The organism is Lysinibacillus sp. AR18-8, assembly GCF_001705465.1.
Taxonomy (GTDB): domain Bacteria; phylum Bacillota; class Bacilli; order Bacillales_A; family Planococcaceae; genus Lysinibacillus; species Lysinibacillus capsici.
In genome coordinates, this window is the sequence record NZ_MDGU01000008.1 from 221,874 (window position 1) to 242,760 (window position 20,887).

The 20,887-nt window shown below is 39.3% G+C and carries 21 protein-coding genes and 1 riboswitch; of the genes, 7 read left to right on the forward strand and 14 right to left on the reverse strand.

Annotated features, from left to right (window positions below):
• Window positions 1–3: 3 nt before the first annotated feature.
• On the reverse strand, window positions 4–798 hold the full coding sequence (locus BFM98_RS07785; RefSeq protein WP_048393380.1) for a carbon-nitrogen family hydrolase: 795 nt from the start codon (window positions 796–798) through the stop codon (window positions 4–6).
• A gap of 96 nt (window positions 799–894) precedes the next feature.
• Between BFM98_RS07785 and BFM98_RS07795 the strand changes: the two genes are divergently transcribed.
• On the forward strand, window positions 895–2,064 hold the full coding sequence (locus BFM98_RS07795) for a pyridoxal phosphate-dependent aminotransferase (RefSeq protein ID WP_066037028.1): 1,170 nt from the start codon (window positions 895–897) through the stop codon (window positions 2,062–2,064).
• Between the two features lie 42 nt (window positions 2,065–2,106).
• On the opposite strand, the gene BFM98_RS07800 is transcribed toward BFM98_RS07795, so the two are convergent.
• Window positions 2,107–2,610 (reverse strand): PPC domain-containing DNA-binding protein, encoded by a 504-nt coding sequence (locus BFM98_RS07800; protein WP_048393374.1) that lies wholly within the window; start codon window positions 2,608–2,610, stop codon window positions 2,107–2,109.
• Window positions 2,611–2,732: 122 nt separating this feature from the next.
• Window positions 2,733–2,836: riboswitch (SAM riboswitch) on the forward strand.
• Between the two features lie 88 nt (window positions 2,837–2,924).
• Here BFM98_RS07800 and BFM98_RS07805 point away from each other — a divergent pair.
• From BFM98_RS07805 to BFM98_RS07830, 6 genes are all read left to right on the forward strand, one after another.
• Complete coding sequence (locus BFM98_RS07805) at window positions 2,925–3,755, forward strand: MetQ/NlpA family ABC transporter substrate-binding protein (RefSeq protein ID WP_066037029.1); 831 nt, start codon at window positions 2,925–2,927, stop codon at window positions 3,753–3,755.
• 107 nt (window positions 3,756–3,862) lie between these two features.
• Window positions 3,863–4,888, forward strand: a complete 1,026-nt coding sequence (locus BFM98_RS07810) for a methionine ABC transporter ATP-binding protein (protein WP_066037030.1) — start codon at window positions 3,863–3,865, stop codon at window positions 4,886–4,888.
• The gene (locus tag BFM98_RS07815; protein WP_066037031.1) at window positions 4,881–5,552 is read left to right on the forward strand and encodes a methionine ABC transporter permease; all 672 of its coding nucleotides are present in this window, start codon (window positions 4,881–4,883) and stop codon (window positions 5,550–5,552) included. Before BFM98_RS07810 ends, BFM98_RS07815 begins: the two co-directional genes overlap by 8 nt.
• A 13-nt stretch (window positions 5,553–5,565) precedes the next feature.
• Complete coding sequence (locus BFM98_RS07820) at window positions 5,566–6,345, forward strand: enoyl-CoA hydratase/isomerase family protein (protein WP_048393368.1); 780 nt, start codon at window positions 5,566–5,568, stop codon at window positions 6,343–6,345.
• Between the two features lie 14 nt (window positions 6,346–6,359).
• A complete protein-coding gene (locus BFM98_RS07825; protein ID WP_066037032.1) occupies window positions 6,360–7,520 on the forward strand; it encodes an alpha-hydroxy acid oxidase in 1,161 nt (386 codons plus the stop codon).
• Window positions 7,517–8,713 (forward strand): CaiB/BaiF CoA transferase family protein, encoded by a 1,197-nt coding sequence (locus BFM98_RS07830; protein WP_066037033.1) that lies wholly within the window; start codon window positions 7,517–7,519, stop codon window positions 8,711–8,713. The genes BFM98_RS07825 and BFM98_RS07830 overlap by 4 nt, the downstream gene beginning before the upstream one ends.
• Window positions 8,714–8,823: 110 nt before the next feature.
• Here BFM98_RS07830 and BFM98_RS07835 read toward each other — a convergent pair whose 3' ends face one another.
• The 12 genes from BFM98_RS07835 to BFM98_RS07890 all read right to left on the reverse strand — a co-directional run bounded on the left by BFM98_RS07835 (window position 8,824) and on the right by BFM98_RS07890 (window position 20,875).
• Window positions 8,824–10,023, reverse strand: a complete 1,200-nt coding sequence (locus BFM98_RS07835) for a glycine C-acetyltransferase (RefSeq protein WP_016992223.1) — start codon at window positions 10,021–10,023, stop codon at window positions 8,824–8,826.
• 58 nt (window positions 10,024–10,081) lie between these two features.
• Window positions 10,082–11,158 carry a nucleotide kinase gene (locus BFM98_RS07840; RefSeq protein WP_048393360.1) on the reverse strand — a complete coding sequence of 359 codons (1,077 nt, stop codon included), beginning with the start codon at window positions 11,156–11,158 and terminating at the stop codon, window positions 10,082–10,084.
• Between the two features lie 101 nt (window positions 11,159–11,259).
• Entirely contained in the window at window positions 11,260–11,895 is a 636-nt protein-coding gene (locus BFM98_RS07845) for a YczE/YyaS/YitT family protein (RefSeq protein WP_066037034.1), read from the reverse strand.
• A gap of 119 nt (window positions 11,896–12,014) precedes the next feature.
• The gene (gene ybaK, locus BFM98_RS07850) at window positions 12,015–12,509 is read right to left on the reverse strand and encodes a Cys-tRNA(Pro) deacylase (RefSeq protein ID WP_066037035.1); all 495 of its coding nucleotides are present in this window, start codon (window positions 12,507–12,509) and stop codon (window positions 12,015–12,017) included.
• 24 nt (window positions 12,510–12,533) lie between these two features.
• On the reverse strand, window positions 12,534–13,241 hold the full coding sequence (locus BFM98_RS07855) for a hypothetical protein (RefSeq protein WP_254660005.1): 708 nt from the start codon (window positions 13,239–13,241) through the stop codon (window positions 12,534–12,536).
• A gap of 343 nt (window positions 13,242–13,584) precedes the next feature.
• Window positions 13,585–14,238, reverse strand: coding sequence for a VanZ family protein (locus tag BFM98_RS07860; RefSeq protein ID WP_066037036.1), 654 nt, complete (start codon window positions 14,236–14,238; stop codon window positions 13,585–13,587).
• A gap of 45 nt (window positions 14,239–14,283) precedes the next feature.
• Window positions 14,284–15,822 (reverse strand): acyl-CoA carboxylase subunit beta, encoded by a 1,539-nt coding sequence (locus BFM98_RS07865; RefSeq protein WP_004225528.1) that lies wholly within the window; start codon window positions 15,820–15,822, stop codon window positions 14,284–14,286.
• A gap of 53 nt (window positions 15,823–15,875) precedes the next feature.
• Window positions 15,876–16,658: an enoyl-CoA hydratase gene (locus BFM98_RS07870; protein ID WP_066037037.1), complete on the reverse strand. Its 783-nt coding sequence runs from the start codon at window positions 16,656–16,658 to the stop codon at window positions 15,876–15,878.
• A complete protein-coding gene (locus tag BFM98_RS07875) occupies window positions 16,655–17,572 on the reverse strand; it encodes a hydroxymethylglutaryl-CoA lyase (protein ID WP_066037038.1) in 918 nt (305 codons plus the stop codon). The genes BFM98_RS07870 and BFM98_RS07875 overlap by 4 nt, the downstream gene beginning before the upstream one ends.
• 14 nt (window positions 17,573–17,586) lie before the next feature.
• Window positions 17,587–17,799: an acetyl-CoA carboxylase biotin carboxyl carrier protein subunit gene (locus BFM98_RS07880; protein ID WP_004225532.1), complete on the reverse strand. Its 213-nt coding sequence runs from the start codon at window positions 17,797–17,799 to the stop codon at window positions 17,587–17,589.
• A 67-nt stretch (window positions 17,800–17,866) separates the two neighbouring features.
• A complete protein-coding gene (locus BFM98_RS07885; protein WP_066037039.1) occupies window positions 17,867–19,225 on the reverse strand; it encodes an acetyl-CoA carboxylase biotin carboxylase subunit in 1,359 nt (452 codons plus the stop codon).
• A gap of 15 nt (window positions 19,226–19,240) precedes the next feature.
• Entirely contained in the window at window positions 19,241–20,875 is a 1,635-nt protein-coding gene (locus BFM98_RS07890; RefSeq protein WP_066037040.1) for an AMP-binding protein, read from the reverse strand.
• Between the last annotated feature and the right edge of the window lie 12 nt (window positions 20,876–20,887).

Sequence of the window (20,887 nt, forward strand, 5' to 3'; positions counted from 1 at the left end):
TTATTACCCTTTCACAACTACATCGTGATACAATCCAGGTCTACGATCATCGTAAACAGGAATTCTTCCACGTACTTCATCGACAATAGAAAAGTCTACATCGATCACTGCTACTTCCTCGTCCTCAGCACCTACCCATAATACTTCTCCCCAAGGCTGAATAATCATAGACTGCCCATTAAAATTTTCTACCTTTTTCGAAATACGATTAACTGCAATGACAAAGCATTGATTTTCAATTGCACGAGCCTGTAGCAACGTTTTCCAATGGTCAATCCTTGGAGTTGGCCACTGCGCTGGTACAAATAATACCTTTGCTCCTTGTAATGCATGTGCACGTAACCATTCTGGGAAGCGAATATCATAGCAAATGACACCAGCAGCTTCAATATCATCTAAAGCAAAACGATTCATTTCATCCCCTGCTTCCAAGTAAAGATGCTCGTCCATTAAACGGAAAAGATGTGCCTTGCTATATTCCCCAACAAGTTCTCCATTACGATCAAAGGTATACATCGTATTATAAAATTTATCGCCTTTCTTTGTTGAAACAGAGCCCCCTACAATATGTACATCAAGTTCCTTAGCAAGTTTAGCCAAAAAGGCCTTTGTCCGCTCACCATTGATATCTGCTAGCTCAGGCAGTTTCTCTAAAGCATAGCCTGTATTCCACATTTCAGGTAACACTATGATTTCTGCCCCATTTTTTGCAGCTTCACGAATCTTATCCTCGGCACGTTCAAAATTTTCTTCAACTTTGCCAAAGCCAACATTTAATTGAATACAACCGATTTTCATCTCTATTCCTCCTCTAGACAATTAACAGAAAAAGTAATACTATTTGCTTCATATTCTTCAATAATAATTATTATATTCTGAAAAAGGTGATCATGCATGGAATTCTCTAAAAAACTACAGCAACTACCCACTCAATTTTTTGCAGCACTCGTTCAAAAAGTAAACTTGGCTCTAGAAGAAGGGCGTGATGTCATTAACCTTGGGCAAGGAAATCCCGATCAGCCAACGCCTATTCACATCATTCAAACATTACAGGAAGCAGCTGAAAATCCTCAAAACCACAAATATTCACCATTTAGAGGTCTCGCTGAATTACGCCAAGCTGCTGCGGACTTTTATCAACGTGAATATCAGGTAGAACTAAATCCAGATACAGAGGTAGCGATTCTTGGTGGAACAAAAATTGGTCTAGTTGAGCTACCTTTAGCTGTGTTAAACCCTGGTGACACGATGCTCTTACCAGATCCTGGCTATCCAGATTACCTATCAGGTGTTGTACTAGGAGATGTCAATTTTGAAGTAATGCCCCTTTTTGCTGAAAATGATTTCTTACCTGATTATCATGCATTACCTGATGAAGTGAAAGAAAAAGCAAAGCTTCTTTACTTAAATTACCCGAACAACCCTACAGGTGGTACAGCATCACTTGCGTTTTTTGAAGAGACCGTTCGCTTTGCGAAGGAGCACAATATTATCGTATCACATGATTTTGCTTATGGGGCAATAGGATTTGACGGTAATAAACCAGTTAGCTTCCTTCAAGCAAAGGGTGCAAAAGAAGTAGGAGTTGAAATGTATACATTATCGAAAACCTATAATATGGCTGGCTGGCGTATAGGCTTCGCTGTAGGGAATGCCGAGATTATTGCTGCTATTAATCTAATCCAGGATCATCTGTTTTGTAGTCAATTCCCTGCCATTCAACAAGCCGCAGCAGTAGCACTGACGGCTTCCCAACAATGTGCGGATGAACTACGAGCTACTTATGAGCGTCGCCGCAATGTACTCATTGAAGAAGCTCGAAGAATTGGCTGGCATGTTACGGCTCCAAAAGGCTCCTTCTTCGCATGGCTCCCTGTACCATTAGGCTATACAAGTGAACAGTTTGCTGATCTTTTGCTCGAAAAAGCTGATATCGCTGTAGCAGCAGGTAATGGCTTCGGTCAATATGGTGAAGGCTATGTTCGCGTAGGATTGCTGGTTAGTGAGGAGCGCTTACGTGAAGCAATCCATAGAATCGAGCAATTACAATTGTTTAAAAGATAATGACGCCATATCCTGTAGCTATCCCTAGCTACAGGATTATTACTATTTTTCAATTTTCCTTGGTTGCCCTAAACCATTTTCTAATGGATAAAATTGAACATGACCTGTTTCATCATCCCATTTTCGAATATGTTGAATCCCTTGTACCTCTGCCAACACGATGTCAGCAGTAATAACAGGGTTGCCCCCTTTTATTAAATGCCCACCTGATACAACACCCCATTGATCGCTCATAGAACCATGGAAATGTGTCTCATATCCACCATCTCGCTTACACACCACACCTGAACCTTGAATAAATTCTAATGGTCCCTCTTTTTCAATCACATCACTAAAACGAACTTGAATTTGAACTGTTGCATCTGGCACTAAATAAACAAAGCTACTTTTTTGAAAGCTGCCAATACAGCTTACAATTGTTGCTGACTCTATACTATTCTCTTCGCAAAGCGCTTCAATTCCTTCAATGATATCTGTTCCCGTTAGAAAACGAGCACTAATAACCTTACCAAATGAACCTATACCATAATTAACTCTTACAGACATTGTTATCCCTCTTTTGCGTCGAAATATTATAATTATATAAAAAATTTAAAAATTATTTATTGACTTACTATACCCTATAAATTATATTAGTTCTATCGGAATTACAAAAAAATATTATAAATCTCTTATCAAGAGTAGCTGAGGGACTGGCCCTATGAAGCTCGGCAACCTCCTTTTATAGGAAGGTGCTAAATCCTGCAAACGATCTTCGTTTGATAGATAAGAGAGGACATCTTTTCATGAGCCTCTCTTAATTTGTAAGAGAGTTTTTTTATTTTCAAAAAACCGATAAAAACAATCTTGGAGGTATTTTCATGAAAAAGAAAAATAAATTTTTAGTAGGTTTAGCAAGTTTAACATTAGTAGCAGCTTTAGCAGGCTGTGGCTCTAAAGAAGATAGTAAAAGCCAAGCTGAAGGAATTGATGAAAAGAAAATCGTTGTAGGCGTCACTTCTGGTCCACACGAACAAATTGCAGAAGTAGCCGCTAAAGTAGCAAAAGAAAATGGGCTAGAAGTTGAACTAAAATCATTTTCTGACTATGTTTTACCTAATACATCCTTAGCTGAAGGTGATCTTGATGCGAACAGCTATCAACACGAGCCTTTCCTAGATACATTTAATAAAGACCATGATACAGATTTAGTACCAGTGGGCAAGACGATTTTAAATCCAATGGGTATCTACTCAGAAAAATATAAATCCTTTGATGACATTCCTGAAGGTGCAACGTTTGGCCTACCAAACGACCCAACGAATGGAGCGCGTGCCCTCTTTGTTTTACAGGAAGCTGGCTATATTAAGTTAAAAGAGGGTGCAGACTTAACAGCCTCAATCCGTGATGTAGAAGAAAACAAAAAGAATTTAAAATTCATTGAATTAGAGGCGGCTCAAATTCCTAAACAACTTAGTGAGGTAGATGTAGCAGCTATTAATACAAACTTTGCACTAGAAGCTGGCATTAACCCTAAAGATGACTCTATTTTATTGGAATCTACTGATTCTCCATACGTGAACTATATTGTTGTACGTGCTGAAAATGAAAATGACCCAACAATTAAAAAGTTCGTTGAGGCTTACCAATCTGACGAAGTGCGTCAATTCATCGAAGAGGAATTCAAAGGTTCTGTAATCCCTAGCTGGTAATATGTTCAGAAAGCTTCTATAAAGCCGAAGAATCTGCTGAAATTCCCCAATGGGAAGACGAGCAGATTCTTGCTTTTTAGAAGCTTGAGAAAGGAGCAAACAATTGCATGATTCAATTACAAAATATCTCAAAAGAATTTAAGTCGAAAAAAGGCATCATAAAAGCTGTGGATGGCATCAATCTTCACGTAAAAAAGGGACAAATTCATGGTGTAATCGGCTATAGTGGTGCTGGTAAAAGTACACTCATTCGTTGCGTTAATCTACTAGAACGTCCTACAGCAGGAAAAGTAGTGATAGACAATGTAGACATTACGACCCTTTCTCTTCACGAATTACGTCAAACACGCCAAAAAATCGGGATGATCTTCCAGCACTTTAATCTCTTAAAAACAGCAACAGTTTACAATAATATTGCAGTTCCCTTAAAGCTACTAGGCTATAAAGAGGCGGAAGTAAAAAACCGAGTAGCTAAGTATGCTGAAATTGTCGGTTTAACAGATAAACTAGATAGTTACCCAAATCAACTTTCAGGTGGTCAAAAACAGCGTGTGGCTATTGCACGTGCCTTAGCACAGGAACCAGAGATTTTACTTAGTGACGAAGCAACAAGTGCACTTGATCCTGAGACAACGGAAGCCATTCTTGAATTGTTGTTAAAAATTAATCGTGAATTAGGCATTACGATTCTGCTCATCACACATGAAATGAATGTAATTCAAAAAATTTGCGATGAGGTTTCTGTTCTAGAATCAGGGAAAGTTGTGGAATTTGGCACAGCGATTGAACTTTTTGCGAAACCGAAGCACCCTACAACGCGAAAGTTTTTGAATACAATTTCACAACGTAATTTATCCCCTTCTCTTATTGAGCAATTAAATGTTTCAGGAAGTGTAATCCGTTTAACATTCCTTGGTGAAAGTACTGGTAAGCCATTATTAGCAGAAGTCACTAAGGTATATGATGTGCAACCAAATATTTTAACAGCTAATATTATTGAATTAAAAAACGGTATTGTCGGCAATATTGTGGTGCATTTACATGGCGAAACGCAGATTGTCCAAAAGGCGTTAACGTATTTTTCAGAAAATGGCGTGGCAGTGGAAGAATTAGGAGGTGCGTTCAATGAGTAGTATCCAAAGCTTCTTTACAGACTGGTCAGGTGTTATTGGCAAAGCAATTATCGAAACATTTCAAATGGTCGGAATTTCATTATTTTTCTCCATTCTGATTGGCATTCCATTAGGGTTATTAATCGTTTTAACACGACCAGGACAATCCTTTGAAAATAAATTTTTCTATCAGTTTTTTAATCTATTTATCAATATTGTTCGCTCTGTTCCATTTATCATTTTGTTATTCTTCATCTTACCTTTTACCAAGTTAATTGTAGGTACAACAATTGGTGTTAAAGGTGTAATCGTTCCACTAGTTGTTTACACAGCTCCTTATATTGCACGGCTGATGGAATCTGCGCTTTTAGAAGTGGATTCCGGAGTAGTAGAAGCCTACACAGCCATGGGTATTAAACGTCGCCATATCATTTGGCATGTCCTATTACGTGAAGCGCGACCATCTATTATTTTAGGCTTAACAATTGCCACAATAGGATTAATTGGTGCAACAGCAATGGCAGGAATGGTTGGTGCTGGCGGTTTAGGTGACCTTGCCTATCGTTATGGTCATTTGCGCTATGAGGTTGATGTGATGTATGCAACTGTCTTTATCTTAATCATCCTTGTGCAGAGCATTCAATCCATTGGTAACCGCTTCGCCGCGAAGTTGAAAAAAGATTAAGAGGAGAATGAAGATGACAAACGAAATTTATGTAGAGAAAAATGGCTATATTGCAACGTTAGTATTAAACCGCCCGGATAAACGGAATTCTTTATCAAGGGCAATGTTTCAAGCCATAGTAGACCAACTAGAGCTGCTCCGTATAGATTCTTCCATCAAACTTTTAATTGTTCGCGGTGTCAATGAAGTAGCCTTTTCTTCCGGTGCAGATATTAGCGAGTTTTTAGATGTTCGTTATGCTACAGACAATGCTAAAGCCTATAATGAATTGGCTCTAAAGGCGATCGATGCTCTCTATAAATTTCCACACCCGACAATTGCTATGATTCAGGGCTTAGCAATTGGTGGTGGCTTAGAGTTAGCAAATGCTTGTGATTTTAGAATAGCAACGCCTAAGAGTAAGCTAGGCATTACCGCTGCAAACATAGGTATTGTCTATAATTTAGAAAGCACGAAACGTCTCATCAATATTGTTGGTGTCGCTAAGGCAAAGGAAATTTTGTACACAGCTACTATTTTTACAGCTGAAGAAGGAAAAAATATTGGTTTAATCACGGCCCTACACGAACCAGAGGAAATTGATGAGGCGACATTGCAATTCGCTGAACATTTATTAAGTAAATCATCCATTGCAAACGCAGGCATCAAAAAAATTATCCAAGCAATTGTTGATGGTGAAATTGAAGAAAACGATGAGCTGGCACAGTTAGTTTTGGATTCATTTAGTTCAGACGATTATAACGAAGGTATTCAAGCCTTTTTAAATAAAAGAAAGCCTATTTTCAATAAATAAGTGAGGTAGTAACGATGACAAACATAACTGATGGCGATCTACTCTTAAAAAATATAACTGCACAAGCCCCCTTCCCCATTTGCTTTGCAGATTTAGAAAAGGCCGTAGCGGAAAAAATCGAAGCTGGCCCTTTTGGCTACATCCGTTCAGGTGCTGGCGGTGAACAAACACTGCGCAATAATCGTGCAGCTTTTGAGAAGTATTCCATTGTTCCCCGATTTTTAAATGATGTGTCAAACGTTGATACATCGGTTCATTTGTTTGGTAAAACATATCCAACTCCTTTGCTTTTTGCTCCTGTGGGCATGAACGGAATGGTTCACGATGAAGGTGAGCTTGCCGTTGCACGTGCCGCCCAGTTTTTAAATATCCCTTATATACAAAGCACTGTGTCCACTTTTGCTCTTGAAGAAGTTGCTCAAGCTGCGCCTTCTGCAACAAAATGGTTTCAATTATATTGGTCTACTAATGAAGAAATTGCTTTTAGCATGGCTGCACGTGCGGAGGAAGCTGGATTTGAAGCGATCGTTTTAACTGTCGACACCGTAATGCTAGGCTGGCGTGAAGAAGATGTACGCAATCAATTTTCACCATTGAAGCTAGGCTATGCAAGAGGAAATTATATGAATGATCCCGTTTTTACAGCCACTTTACCTGATGATTCATTCGAGTCCTACGTACAAGGTGTCTTGCAAAATGTCTTCCACCCAACACTTAATTGGGAACATGTTCGAGAGCTAAAAAAACGCACCAACCTTCCTATATTATTGAAGGGAATTTTACATCCTGAAGATGCAAAACATGCTATCGACAATGGTATTGATGGCATTATTGTATCAAACCATGGTGGCCGTCAATTAGATGGTGTGATTGGTTCACTTGATGCCCTTCCTGCTATTGTGAAAGTTGTGAATGGACAAATTCCTATTATATTAGATAGTGGTGTATATCGTGGCATGGATGCCTTAAAAGCACTTGCTTTAGGTGCGAATGCCGTTGCAATTGGACGTCCTTTCGTCTATGGACTAGCCCTTGAGGGACAACAAGGTGTCAAAAAGGTGATGACCAATCTTTATGATGAATTAAAGGTTTCTATCGCATTAGCCGGTGCTACCTCTGTCAAAGGATTACGCAACATCACATTAGTCAAACAGGATGGGACTGAGGGTAAATGAAACAAGCATTACAAGGATTAAAGGTTATCGATTTATCACAAGTCTTAGCAGGTCCCTATTGCACCATGGTATTAGCAGATATGGGTGCAGAAGTTATCAAAATTGAAAAATATCCAAATGGAGACGATACCCGTACAATGGGTCCATTCGTTAATGAAGAAAGTCATATGTATATGATGGTTAATCGTAATAAAAAAGGTGTCTGCATCAATTTAAAAACGACTGATGGACTGACTTTATTTAAAGAATTGATTCAATCTGTTGATGTACTTGTGGAAAATTATCGACCAGGTGTCACGAAAAAGCTTGGTATTGATTATGACACATTAAAAGCCATCAATCCTGGCCTAATTTACTGCTCTATTTCTGGTTATGGTCAAACAGGTCCTTATAGTCAAAAGGGTGGCTATGATATTATGGCTCAGGGTCTGAGTGGCTTAATGCATATGACAGGTGAAGCAGATGGACGACCTGTAAAAGTTGGCTTTGCGGTGAATGATATTGCTGCTGCACAAACAGCCTTACAATCGATTTTAATGGCCTATATTTATAAGCTTCGTAGTGGTGAAGGTCAATATATTGATGTGTCCTTAGTGGAGTCAGGTCTTGCGTGGACTGTTTGGGAGGCCGCTGCTTACTTCGGAAAGGGTGAGTTACCTGAGCGAACAGGAACCGCCCATCGTGTGTCTGCGCCCTATCAAGGTTTCAAAACACAGGATGACTATATTCTAGTAGGTGCTGGCAATCAAAAGCTATGGGAGATTTTTGCGGCAAAGGTTGTCAATCGACCTGATTGGTTAGACAATCCTCTCTTTGCTACCAACTATTCACGTGCCCAACATGTGAGGGAGCTGGAAGCAGAAATTGAAAGCGAGCTAATTAAGCATAAGGCTAACTACTGGCTCGAACTATTAGATAAGCATGGTGTACCATCTAGTCCAATCTATTCTTATGACCAAACATTGAATGACCCTCATATACTAGAGCGTGGTATGGTACTGTCCTATGAGCATCCGACTGCTGGACCAATGAGAACATTGGGCTTCCCAGCTAAGTTTTCACAAACACCTGGACAGCTAACAAGTGCAGCACCCACTTTAGGACAACATAATGAAGAAATTTTACAGGCATTAAATATTTCTGATCAAGCTATTCAACAGCTCAAGGCAGGCAAAATAATTGGGTCAAAATAAAGAATTTGTCTATTTTTAGATCGCTATCAATTAGATTTAAGCTTCTATCGGTCACTTTTTCTTTTCTATCATGCAAAAAAGGCTTCCCCATTCATGAGGAAGCCTTTTTCTTATTGAATAACGCCTAATTCACGACCAACCTTCTCGTAAATCGCAATTGCATCATCAAGCATTTCTTTTGTATGTGCCGCTGTTGGCATATTCCGAACGCGACCTGTACCTTTTGGAACTGTTGGGAAGACAATTGATTTTGCATAAACGCCTTCTTCAAATAAACGTTTTGAAAATTCCTGTGTTAACTTTTCATCCCCAATGATGCATGGTGTAATTGGTGTCTCAGACGCACCAATATTAAAGCCAAGCTTCTCAAGCCCCGCTTTTAAATAATTACCATTATCCCACAGCTTATCGTGTAGCTCTGTTGAATCAATCAGCATTTGCACGGCTGCTGTAATAGCGGCTACATCACCTGGTGGTAATGCTGTTGAGAATAGGAATGGGCGTGAGCGAACTTTTAGCCAATCAATTAAATTTTTCTTACCTGCTACATAGCCACCTACTACACCAATGGCTTTTGATAATGTACCAATTTGGAAATCAATTTCTTTTTCTAATCCAAAATGCTTCACAGTTCCTTTTCCTTTACCTGTTACACCCGAACCATGTGCATCATCCACATACGTGATTAAATCAAACTCTTTAGCTATTTCCACAATTTCAGGTAATTTAGCAATATCACCATCCATTGAGAAGACACCATCTGTAATAACCATGATTTTATTGTATAAACCTGATTCCTTTGCTGCCTTTGCCTTTGCACGTAAATCCTCCATATCAGAGTGATTAAACGCGATGATTTTTGCCTTTGATAAGCGACATCCATCAATAATAGAGGCATGGTTTAATTGATCAGATAGAATGGCATCATTTTTATCCATTACAGCCGAAATAGCTGCCATATTACAATTAAATCCAGATTGATAAGAAATAGCCGCTTCTGTTCCTTTAAATTCAGCAAGCTTTTCTTCTAATTTTACGTGCAAGTCAAGTGTCCCGTTGATTGTGCGAACAGCACCTGCTCCAACACCGTATTTATCAATTGTCTCTTTGGCAATACGCTTTAATTCTTCATTTGTTGCTAAACCAAGATAGTTGTTAGAGGATAAGTTAACAAGATTTTTGCCACGGACCTGAATAATTGGGCCATTTGCTCCCTCTACTGGATCGATTTCATTGTATAAGCCTTGTTCATGTAAGGCTTGTAGGTTTTCATCTAAAAATGCATTCAATACTTTTGACAAGCGTATCATCCTTTCCTAGGAAAACTGTTCTCGCTCCTAGTTTAGCACATGCAAGCCATTAGCTACATTACTTTGTTAATCTTTCGAATAGTGGCGCTGTTTTTTCGCGCCATAAAGAAGCCGATAGACAATTATCTAATAAACGACGAACGGTATATTCAGCTTCTGCATATCGTTTGGAATGGCCCATCGCATCCTGTATAGCTTCTTTGTATTGTGCTCGCACTGCCTCGATCGCAGTTTCTGCTTCCTCTGACAGCGCACAATGTTGACCAATATCAAATATCTTATCCCCTAACCTACCATCCTCTGGATCAAAGATATGAGGCTCTGTGCTATCAAAAATACAGAAATTAAGCTCTGGGATAATGACCATATCTACAGATTCCGCATCTAAGCCACACCAAACAATTTGTGCATCAAGCCCTCTTGCATTTGCTTCATCGGCTAAGCTTTTCATTAGTGAAGATTTGCCTGTACCTGGCTTACCTTTAATCATGAAGCGAGTCGTGATACTTTTGGTGATACTATCCACTGTATTTTCCGCACCTCTAGGAGTTAGCGTTCCCAGTAAACGATGTGTCCGCATACCTGTTTTATTCAGAATAATAGATTGGAACACTTCCGACTTTAAATTTTCCACCTGTTCATTTAATGCCTGCCAGTTCATACAGCTTTGTGTGATAACCTCCCAGTCATCATGTAGCTTGATTGCTTGATCCAGTTTCGCTATGCATTTTTCACGCCATGTTGCACGCTCTTGCATCGCCTCTGCAAGCTGTTCTCCAACCTTTTTAAGCTGTATGTCTTCTAAGCATTCATAGAAAGACATGACACGATGCTTTGTACCGAGTAAAGTTGGCTCGATATTCCACTCAGATGCCCATACAAAAAGTCTGTTACAGCCTTTTATATAAACGGCCTCAACAACCTCCTCTAATAAAGCATGCTTAAACCACTCGACAGCAAAGCCCTGTTTCACATAGAAGTATCCTAGTTCTTTTAACAGTTCTGAACCTTTAAATGTGGCAGGCCCTTGCAAAAAATAAACGAGAGACGCCTCTTCCATCATTTCTTTATATAAATGCTTCACACCTTGGCCAGTCAATGCGTGTCCAAAATAATACGTTACATTTCCGTTCAAATGTCGTTCCTCCTTTAGCTTATGCCCTGCATTATATGAAAGAACGCTAAAAATAATGAGAAGCTACTTCTATCCTTTATAGATCTAAGTAGCTTCTTGGTTTAATAGAATGGCTTCATGCCCTCCATATTTCCAATACATTTCATCAATATTTTACGACAATACGGTAATGAATATTGCACAATATAGCCTGAAGTTAAGGCAATCAATACCGTCCCTACTCCAACTGGTCCTCCTAGAAGCCAGCCAATAATGGTTACAAGTACTTCAATTCCCATTCTTGCTGTTTTAATAGATCCACCAAACTTTTCGACAAGTATCATCATTAAGGTATCCCTTGGTCCTGCGCCCATATTCGGTGCAATATACATTCCACAGCCAAAGCTCAAAACAAATAAGCCAATAATAAAATATGTAATTTGTAAGCCATATACATCCGTTGAGGGCAACATCCAATTAAATACATCAATAAAAGAGCCAATTAACAGCATATTGAGCCAAGTACCTAACTTTGGCCATTGACGCAATACGATGGATGTTGAAGCAACTATAAAGAGTCCTGTTACAATAGACCATGTGCCAATACTTAACCCAAAATTTTGAAATAGACCTACATGTAAAACATCCCATGGGCTTGTGCCAACGATTTTTCCCTTTATCGACATCGTGATTCCAAGTGACATCACCATTAAGCCACCAATAAAAAAGGTCCAACGCCACCCCATTATTCTACGCATTCCTTATCCTTCTCTCTATGAATAATATTGCTATTACTGTATCATACTTTCAACCAAAATTAAGCTATAGTGCTTAAACTAAACTGTTTATCTTACCACATAAAAAACTACCCATTCTCTCAATCATGGGTAGTTGTAATTGAGGCAAGTTGTGCCTTTGTTATATTCTTCAAATCTTCTATTTGTACATGAATTTGCATACCAATTTTCCCAGCACTAACGATTATACTACCTTGTTCTTGAGCAGATACATCGATGACCGTTGGATATAACTTCTTCATCCCTACTGGTGAACATCCACCACGAACATAACCAGTATGGCTAAGTAGATCTTTTACCGCTAACATTTCAATTTTCTTTTCCCCAACTACCTTCGCGGCTGCTTTTAAGTCCAGCTCTTCAGCTACTGGAATAACAAATACAAATAACCTTTGTGCACTTGCTTTTGCTACTAATGTTTTAAATACCCGAGCAACAGGCTGTCCTATTTTCTCAGCTACAGAAACACCATCAACTTGACCGTCCCCTGTTTCATATTCCATTACGTCAAAATGAATTTTTTGTTGTTCTAATAAACGAATCGCATTCGTTTTCGCATGCTTTGCCTTTGCCATGTCAACAATCTCCTATCTACAGCATCAGGCTATCAAAGAGAACATAGAATCCTTGTCTGGACGATAGCCATTTTTCGTCATTTGAACGTGAGCCGCATATCTTTCCGATGCCTGTTTAAATGCTCTTAACTTGAATGCAGTCTCATAGTTCTTACCGAAAATTGTATCTGCAAATGGGTCCAATTTCAATTCCTTCGAGTAACGTTCAGGAACCTTCACTTCAATGATGTCACGTACAAAAGATGGTTCGCTTTCATTTGTGGCAACCTCGTCAACATTTGAATTATTTAACATATGCTGTATTTGAGCATCAACGCTTTGCGCCACACGTAAATCTTGAGGAGAAGGCTCTGCTGATGACAATGCTGCATTACGTACCTGCTCTAAAATGTGCAGTGTGTCACTTAGTTCTGAATCGGATATATTCGAGGGATCAGCGTTATCATTCATTCCTACTTTATAGGTTTGCTCATGGGCCCGTACATTCTTTTCTGTTTGCTGTAAATCTTCCATAATGGCTTTCTGCTGAGGAGTTACTTCTTTTGACTCTTCTTGCTGCTGATCATACAAATCTTGGTCAGTACGTCCTAATAATAAATTTTCAAGTTCAATCAATAATGGGTTTTTCTTTGGCTGAAAATACATCGCATTTTTTCTATAGGCATCTCCTGCCTCTTTACGCTGAAGTATTTTTTTACGATTATGCTGGGATGAAATTCTTTCTTGTTCCATTAAATTTGATATTTTCATAGTTTTCACCTCGCCCTTCTATCTACATATGCTAATAAGTTAATAGATATGAACATTCTTCCTAACACTCTATCTATACCATTTTAATAGTTTCTGTACACTCATTATCGGAATTTTCACTATTAAATTCAAGCACTAATTACTACTAACCTCCTAAAGAGATACTAATTATTTTTTTAAATAGGTATAAAGAATCTCATACAACTAATATTTTCATATTCATTTATTAGCTTCATACCCTTTTCAATAAAATTTATTACCATATACACTATACAAATGGTGTTAATCAACGTAAAAAAACAGCCCTTCATACTGGACTGTTTTCTTATTTTTTGGGTCTAATCAATATACCTTTATAGGCTAAGTAACCAAGCCATGCACCAATTGTATTCAAAATTAAATCATCAATATCCGCAGAACCAACGGTAAAAATAAATTGAATGGTTTCAACAGCAAGACTAGAAATAAAGCCTAAACAAATAATAACCCACGCTTTTCGGAATTTCTTCGATAGCAATGGCAGTAAAAAGCCCATGGGAGTAAAAATTAATAAGTTGCCAAGTAAGTTAACGATTATAATTTCCCAATTAAAATATTGAGAGTAGTTTATATAACGGAGAATCGTTTCGAAGGGAATAAAATTAGTAGTTAATCGCCAGCTACTATAATCAAACAATCCTAAGTCACCTATAGAATAATCTCCCCTTAATAAAATGACGACTACATCTACTAAGCGATCAATAACCAATTTATAAAAAGCCATAAATGAATAGATACTAAATAAAATCCAACCTGCGATCTTTAGCGGCAAATGATATGTATCAATGACATCCCGATATGGTAATGGGAGCTTGGCATTATTTTGAACATCCGCTATGTTGTTTTTAGACAAGCTTAACACCCACTTCCCTTTTATTCCTTCCCATATTTTAATATGCTCAACTATAGCTTGCAAGTAGCTGAAAAAATTATCATCCAAAAAGGCTGTCTCCTACCAGCAGAGACAGCCTTTTAATAAGTATGTTTAAACTGGGTTTACCCCATGCTTACGTTGTGAGAATAATAAGTATTTTGACATATAAAGTTCTAAGCGATTTTCTAGTACCTTACGCAGCTCATTAGGCTCAATCACATCATCAATGATAAGCTCTGAAGCTAAGCGATACACATCAATTTCCTCTTGATATTCTTTACGTTTCTCGGCAATGAAGCTTGCTTGCTCTTCTTTTGGAAGTTCTGCAATTTTATTGGCATAGACGGCATTGACAGCAGCTTCTGGTCCCATTACGGCAATTTGTGCATTTGATAAGGCAATACAGCAGTCTGGTTCAAACGCAGGGCCAGCCATTGCATATAATCCTGCACCATACGCTTTACGCACAATGACCGTTAGCTTAGGAACAGTTGCCTCACTCATGGCAAAAATCATTTTAGCACCATGACGAATGATTCCTGCTTTTTCTACCTGAGTACCAATCATAAAGCCTGGAACGTCTGCTAGGAATAACAGTGGGATATTGAATGCATCACAAAGTGAAATAAATTTCGCCGCTTTATCAGCAGAATCGTGGAATAGCACGCCTCCCTTAACACGTGGTTGGTTAGCGATGATCCCAACGGATTGTCCATTAATTCGTGCAAGGCCTGTAATTAATTCTGGTGCAAATAATTTCTTAACCTCACAAAACGAATCTTCATCAATAATACGATCAATTAGCTTATACATATCAAATGGTACATTTTGATTTTGAGGAATTAATTCTTCAATAGATTTATCAAATGAAGCTGGTGGTTTAGGAGCCTCTACCTTGCTACGCTCTGCATAGTTATTCGGGAAATATCCTAAATATTTGCGCGCATAAGTAATAGCCTCCTGTTCGGATTTAACAAGCACATCTCCACAACCAGAAACGGAACAGTGCATTTTTGCGCCACCCATTGTTTCTAAATCTACTTTTTCACCGATAACCATTTCGGCCATTCGAGGAGATCCTAAATACATAGAAGCATTCCCTTCTACCATCACCACAATATCGCAAAATGCAGGAATATAGGCGCCACCCGCTGCGGAAGGACCAAATAATAAGCAAATTTGCGGAACTTTTCCTGACAGTTTGACTTGATTGTAGAAAATGCGTCCTGCACCTCGGCGTCCCGGGAACATTTCAAGCTGATCTGTAATACGCGCACCCGCAGAATCCACTAAATAAAGTAATGGACAATTCAACTTTTCAGCGGTTTCTTGAATGCGAATCATTTTTTCAACCGTGCGTTTTCCCCAAGAACCAGCTTTAATCGTTGAATCGTTCGCTAGCACACAAACTGTGCGACCATGGATTTTACCAATACCAGTGATAACGCCATCTGCTGGTAAATCCCCTGCTAAACAGTTCGCATAGAGCCCATCCTCTGATTGAAGACCATCATCAAGTAATAGTTCAAGACGCTCACGTACAAATAGCTTGCCTTGTTGTGCATTTTTGTCATGATATTTTGGTAATCCACCTGCTAAAATTTTATCTTTCATTGTAGGTGGTGTATTTTCTGTCGAGATATTGCTCATGTTTATTTCCTCCCTTTGCCCAATCGATTACACCAAAATTATTTCTTGGCGTTTTATTTCCCTGAATATTGTGGCGCTCGTTTCTCTTGGAAGGCAAGTAAGCCCTCTAATCGGTCTTCTGTTGGGATCAGTGCACTATATGCAAGTGATTCAATTTTTAACCCGGTAGCTAAATCTACCTCAACACCTTGATTGATCGCAACTTTGGCTTGCACTAGAGAGAGTGGTGCATTTTTTGCCATTTCCAGTGCAAGCTGTTGTGCCTTATCTAATACCTCATGTCCTTCATAAACATACTCGATAATGCCATACTTTTCAGCTTCTTTAGCACTGAGCCTACGTGCTGTATAAATTAATTCCTTTGCTTTACCAAGACCAATTAGACGTGGAAGTCGCTGTGTTCCCCCAGCTCCTGGAATAATACCGAGTGATGTTTCTGTTAAGCCAAGCTTTACATGTGTAGCCGCAATTCGTAAATCACAAGCTAGTGCCAACTCCAAGCCTCCACCAAAGGCAACACCATTTAGGACAGCAATGACAGGCTGTGCAAGCGTTTCAACTTTTGCCACAGTGGCACCAATCAGTTGCACGATCTGCTTCACTTGTCGATCAGACATTCCTTTACGTTCCTTTAAATCAGCACCTGCACAAAATGCCTTTTCGCCTGCACCTGTTAGAAGGACTACACGCACTGCTGGATCACCATTGATTTGATCAAGTGTGTCAGACAGCTCATGCAGTAATTGAACCGACATAGCGTTAGCAGCTTCTGGTCTTGAAAGAGTAATAAGTCCAATACTACCCTCTAGTAATTCAAATCGAACGAGTTGTGTCATCCTTGATTTGCACTCCTTTCATTGCGGACAATAGCCATTTGCTTTGATGCAACCGCTTTGCCTAACTTCTCTTCAATAAAGAGTGCTGCCTCTAGCACCTTTTGTCGATCTACGCCTGTTTCAATGCCCATCTCATCGAATAAATACAATAAATCTTCTGTGGCTACATTACCTGAGGCACCTTTCGCATATGGGCAGCCCCCTAGCCCACCAAGCGCACTATCAAAATTGGTAATACCCATCTCTAAGGACTTCATAATATTGGCTAATGCTGTCCCACGTGTATCATGAAAATGCATGGCAAATTTTTCAGCAGGATACCTTTTTAGCAATTCCTCTAAAAGAAACTCAACCTGCGTCGGTACACCAACACCAATTGTGTCACCAAGCGATATTTCAGTCACACCCATCTCCAATAATTTTTCCGTTACTCGTAATACCTTGTCAGGGTGTATATACCCCTCATAGGGACAACCAATAACCGTTGAGATATAACCTCGAACATGTTTTTTTGCAGCCTGAGCTCCTATTACAACTTCCTCTAATATGGGAAATGTATCTTCTATGGTTTTATTAATATTACTTTGGTTATGGCTTTCACTAGCAGACATAAAAATACTTACTTCATCTACTTCAGCCTGTAATGCGCGTTCTAAGCCCCTCATATTGGGTACAAGTGCCGCATAGGTAATATCCTTATGTCTTTTAATGGCTTGCAGAACCTCGACTGCATCTGCCAATTGAGGAATCCATTTGGGATGCACAAAAGATGTCACTTCAATATAATTTAATCCTGTTTGACCTAATAAATTTACTAATTGTACTTTATCAGCTGTTGAAATATGCGTTTTTTCATTTTGTAAGCCATCACGGGGACCAACTTCTTTGATTGTGACTTGCTTAGGTAGCTGCATAAACAAGCCTCCTCTTATTCAATTTCTAAAATATCGTCATCAACGTTAATAAAGTCCCCCTCATTGGCAATGATTTTCGTCACTACGCCATCCTCTTCTGCTGCAATTGGAATTTCCATTTTCATCGATTCTAAAATAGCTACATCTTGACCTGCTGTCACTTTCTCGCCCTCTGTTACGACGATTTTCCATACTGTTCCTGCCATGCTTGCTTTTACTGTTGCCATAAACATTCACTCCTATTTTTTTATCATGTATTCGTCCCTCTATAGAAGCACGAATACATGATAATTGTTATTTTGTTTCTGCTAATTGCGGTAAATAATATTGCTCTACAAATTTTGTTGTCGTATAGCCTTTTAAAAATTGCTCATGTGTGACGGTTTTTAACAGCATCGGGATATTCGTTTGAATCCCCTCCACTTTATACGCCTTTAGCGCTTGTGCTAATCTTTCACAGGCAATTTCTCTTGTTTCCCCCCACACCACCAATTTGCTAATCATTGGATCATAGAATGGTGTTACCACTGAACCAGACTCTACACCACACTCATGTCGAATTCCTTCACCTGTCGGTAATTCAAGAGTCGTAATGGTACCTGGAGACGGGAAAAACGTCGAAGGATTTTCAGCGTATATGCGCACTTCAATCGCGTGCCCTTCTTTAGTAATACTTTCTCTAGTAAACGTAAGAGGTTGTTTTGCCGCAATTTTTAATTGCTCTTCTACTAAATCAAGCTTCGTAATTTCCTCCGTAACGGGATGCTCTACCTGTAGTCTTGTATTCATTTCTAAAAAATAAAAGTTTTGATCTTTATCAACCAAGTATTCGATTGTTCCAGCATTGACATAACCAATATGCTTCGCCGCCTTAACTGACGCTTCTAGCATTTTTTCTCTTGTCTCTTGTGAGATAAACGGTGATGGTGCTTCTTCTACTACTTTTTGATTTCTTCGTTGAATAGAGCATTCTCGTTCAAATAATGGAACTACATTACCTTGATGATCAGCAATAATTTGCACTTCGACATGGTGAGGGTTAGCAATGAATCGCTCCATATACATCGTGCCATCACCAAAGAATGATTGTGCACGCTTTTGATTGCCCTCAAAAGCTTTGGCTAGTTCCTCAGCATTTTCAACTAGCTGCATACCGATACCGCCACCGCCTGCCGATGCCTTTAACATAATCGGATAGCCTATACGCTCCGCTATGGCAGTAGCTTCTTCTACATCCTTCACTGGCGCTTCTACACCCTCTACAATCGGTACACTAGCAGCTTTCATTGTTTTACGAGCCTCTAATTTACTGCCCATTGAAGCGATCACATCAGCACTTGGCCCGATAAACACTAAACCTGCCTCTGTACAACGTTTCGCAAAATTTGCATTCTCTGATAGTAAACCATAGCCAGGATGAATAGCCTCTGCGCCACTTTCTAGTGCAATTTCAAGAATGCGGTCGATGTTTAAATAGCTCTGTGCAACAGGCGACTTCCCTACACAGAAAGCCTCATCTGCATCTTTCACATGTAAGCTTTCAGCATCTGCCTCTGAATAGATAGCAACCGTATGAATATTTAGGCGCTTGCATGTTCTGATCACACGTCTAGCAATCTCCCCACGATTTGCAATTAATACCTTGTTGAACATATCCACTGCCCCTCCTTACTTTACGGTCATAACGAAATCTTCTCGTAATTTATATTTTTGAACTTTTCCAGATGCAGTCATTGGGTAGTTATCAATAAAGAAAATATGTCGTGGAATTTTATGTCTTGAAATTTTATCCCGACAATAATCTCGGATTTCTTCCGATGTGGCCTGCTCTCCTTCTTTTAAAACAATCCAAGCTGCCGCCTCCTCGCCATAAACAGGATCAGGGACACCTGCAACCTGAACATCTGAAATTTTCGGATGTGTATAAAGGAACTCCTCAATTTCACGAGGATATAGGTTTTCGCCACCACGGATAATCATATCCTTTAAACGACCTGTTACACGGACATAACCTGCTTCATCCATCGTTGCTAAATCACCTGTATGCAACCAACCATCCTCGTCAATCGCCAGATCTGTTTCCTCCTGGTTTTTATAATAGCCCTTCATCACATGATAGCCCCTCGTACATAGCTCTCCCTGTTCATTTGTCGGAGCTTCCTGGGTAGTTCCAGGAACAACAATCTTTACTTCTAGGTTAGGTAAAGCGCGGCCAACCGTCTCCACCTTTAACACTAGCGGGTCATCCGTTCTTGTCTGTGTAATAACAGGTGATGATTCTGTTTGACCGTAGCATATTGTTATATCTTTCATGCCCATCTTCTCAATGACTGCTTTCATAACCTCAATTGGACAGTTTGATCCTGCCATGACTCCTGTACGTAAAGTTGAAAGATCGAAAGATGCAAAATTCGATAAATTCAGTTCACTAATGAACATCGTTGGCACGCCATGTAATGCAGTGCATTTCTCTTGTTGAACGGTTCTAAGTACCTCTTCAGGTGAGAACTCCTGTACTGGTACCATTGTTCCACCACTTGTTGTAATGGCTAATGTTCCTATGACACAACCAAAGCAATGGAAGAATGGGACTGGGATACATAGGCGATCCTCTGCCGTTAAACGCATACATTCTGCAATGTTAACAGCATTATTGACTAAGTTAAAATGCGTTAGCATGACTCCCTTAGGAAAGCCTGTTGTACCAGAAGTATATTGAATATTAATGACATCATCATAATGAAGAGACTGCTCTCTCTGATCTAACTGTTCCTCGGTTACTTGCTCGGCAGCAGTTAAAACGTCTGACCAATTAAGTACGCCGGGGTATTTGGTTTCACCGATTAAAATAACATTTTTTAATAAAGGTAGTCGCTTTGATTGCAAATTACCTGGTTCACAATGTTCAAGCTCTGGACATAACTCTTGCAGTGTATTGATAAAAGAATGGTCTCGATAATTTTCAATTAAAAAAATCGTTTTAGCATCAGATTGCTTCAATAAATACTCCAACTCACTCGCACGGTAATTCGTATTTACCGTTACAATTGGAGCACCCATCTTCCCTGTACCAAATTGAAGCTGTACCCACTCAGGAACATTCGTCGTCCATACTGCGATATGGTCTCCCTTTTCAATTCCTAGAGCCATTAAACCTCTCGCTACGTATCGTGCTTGACGATTTAGCTGTTCATAAGTCATGCGTAAATTTCTGTCAGCATAGACTAATGCTTCATTCTGCGGGTACTTTTTTGATTGTTCATCTAGCAATTGACCAATTGTTTGATACACAAGTTCTGCCATGAAGATCCCCCT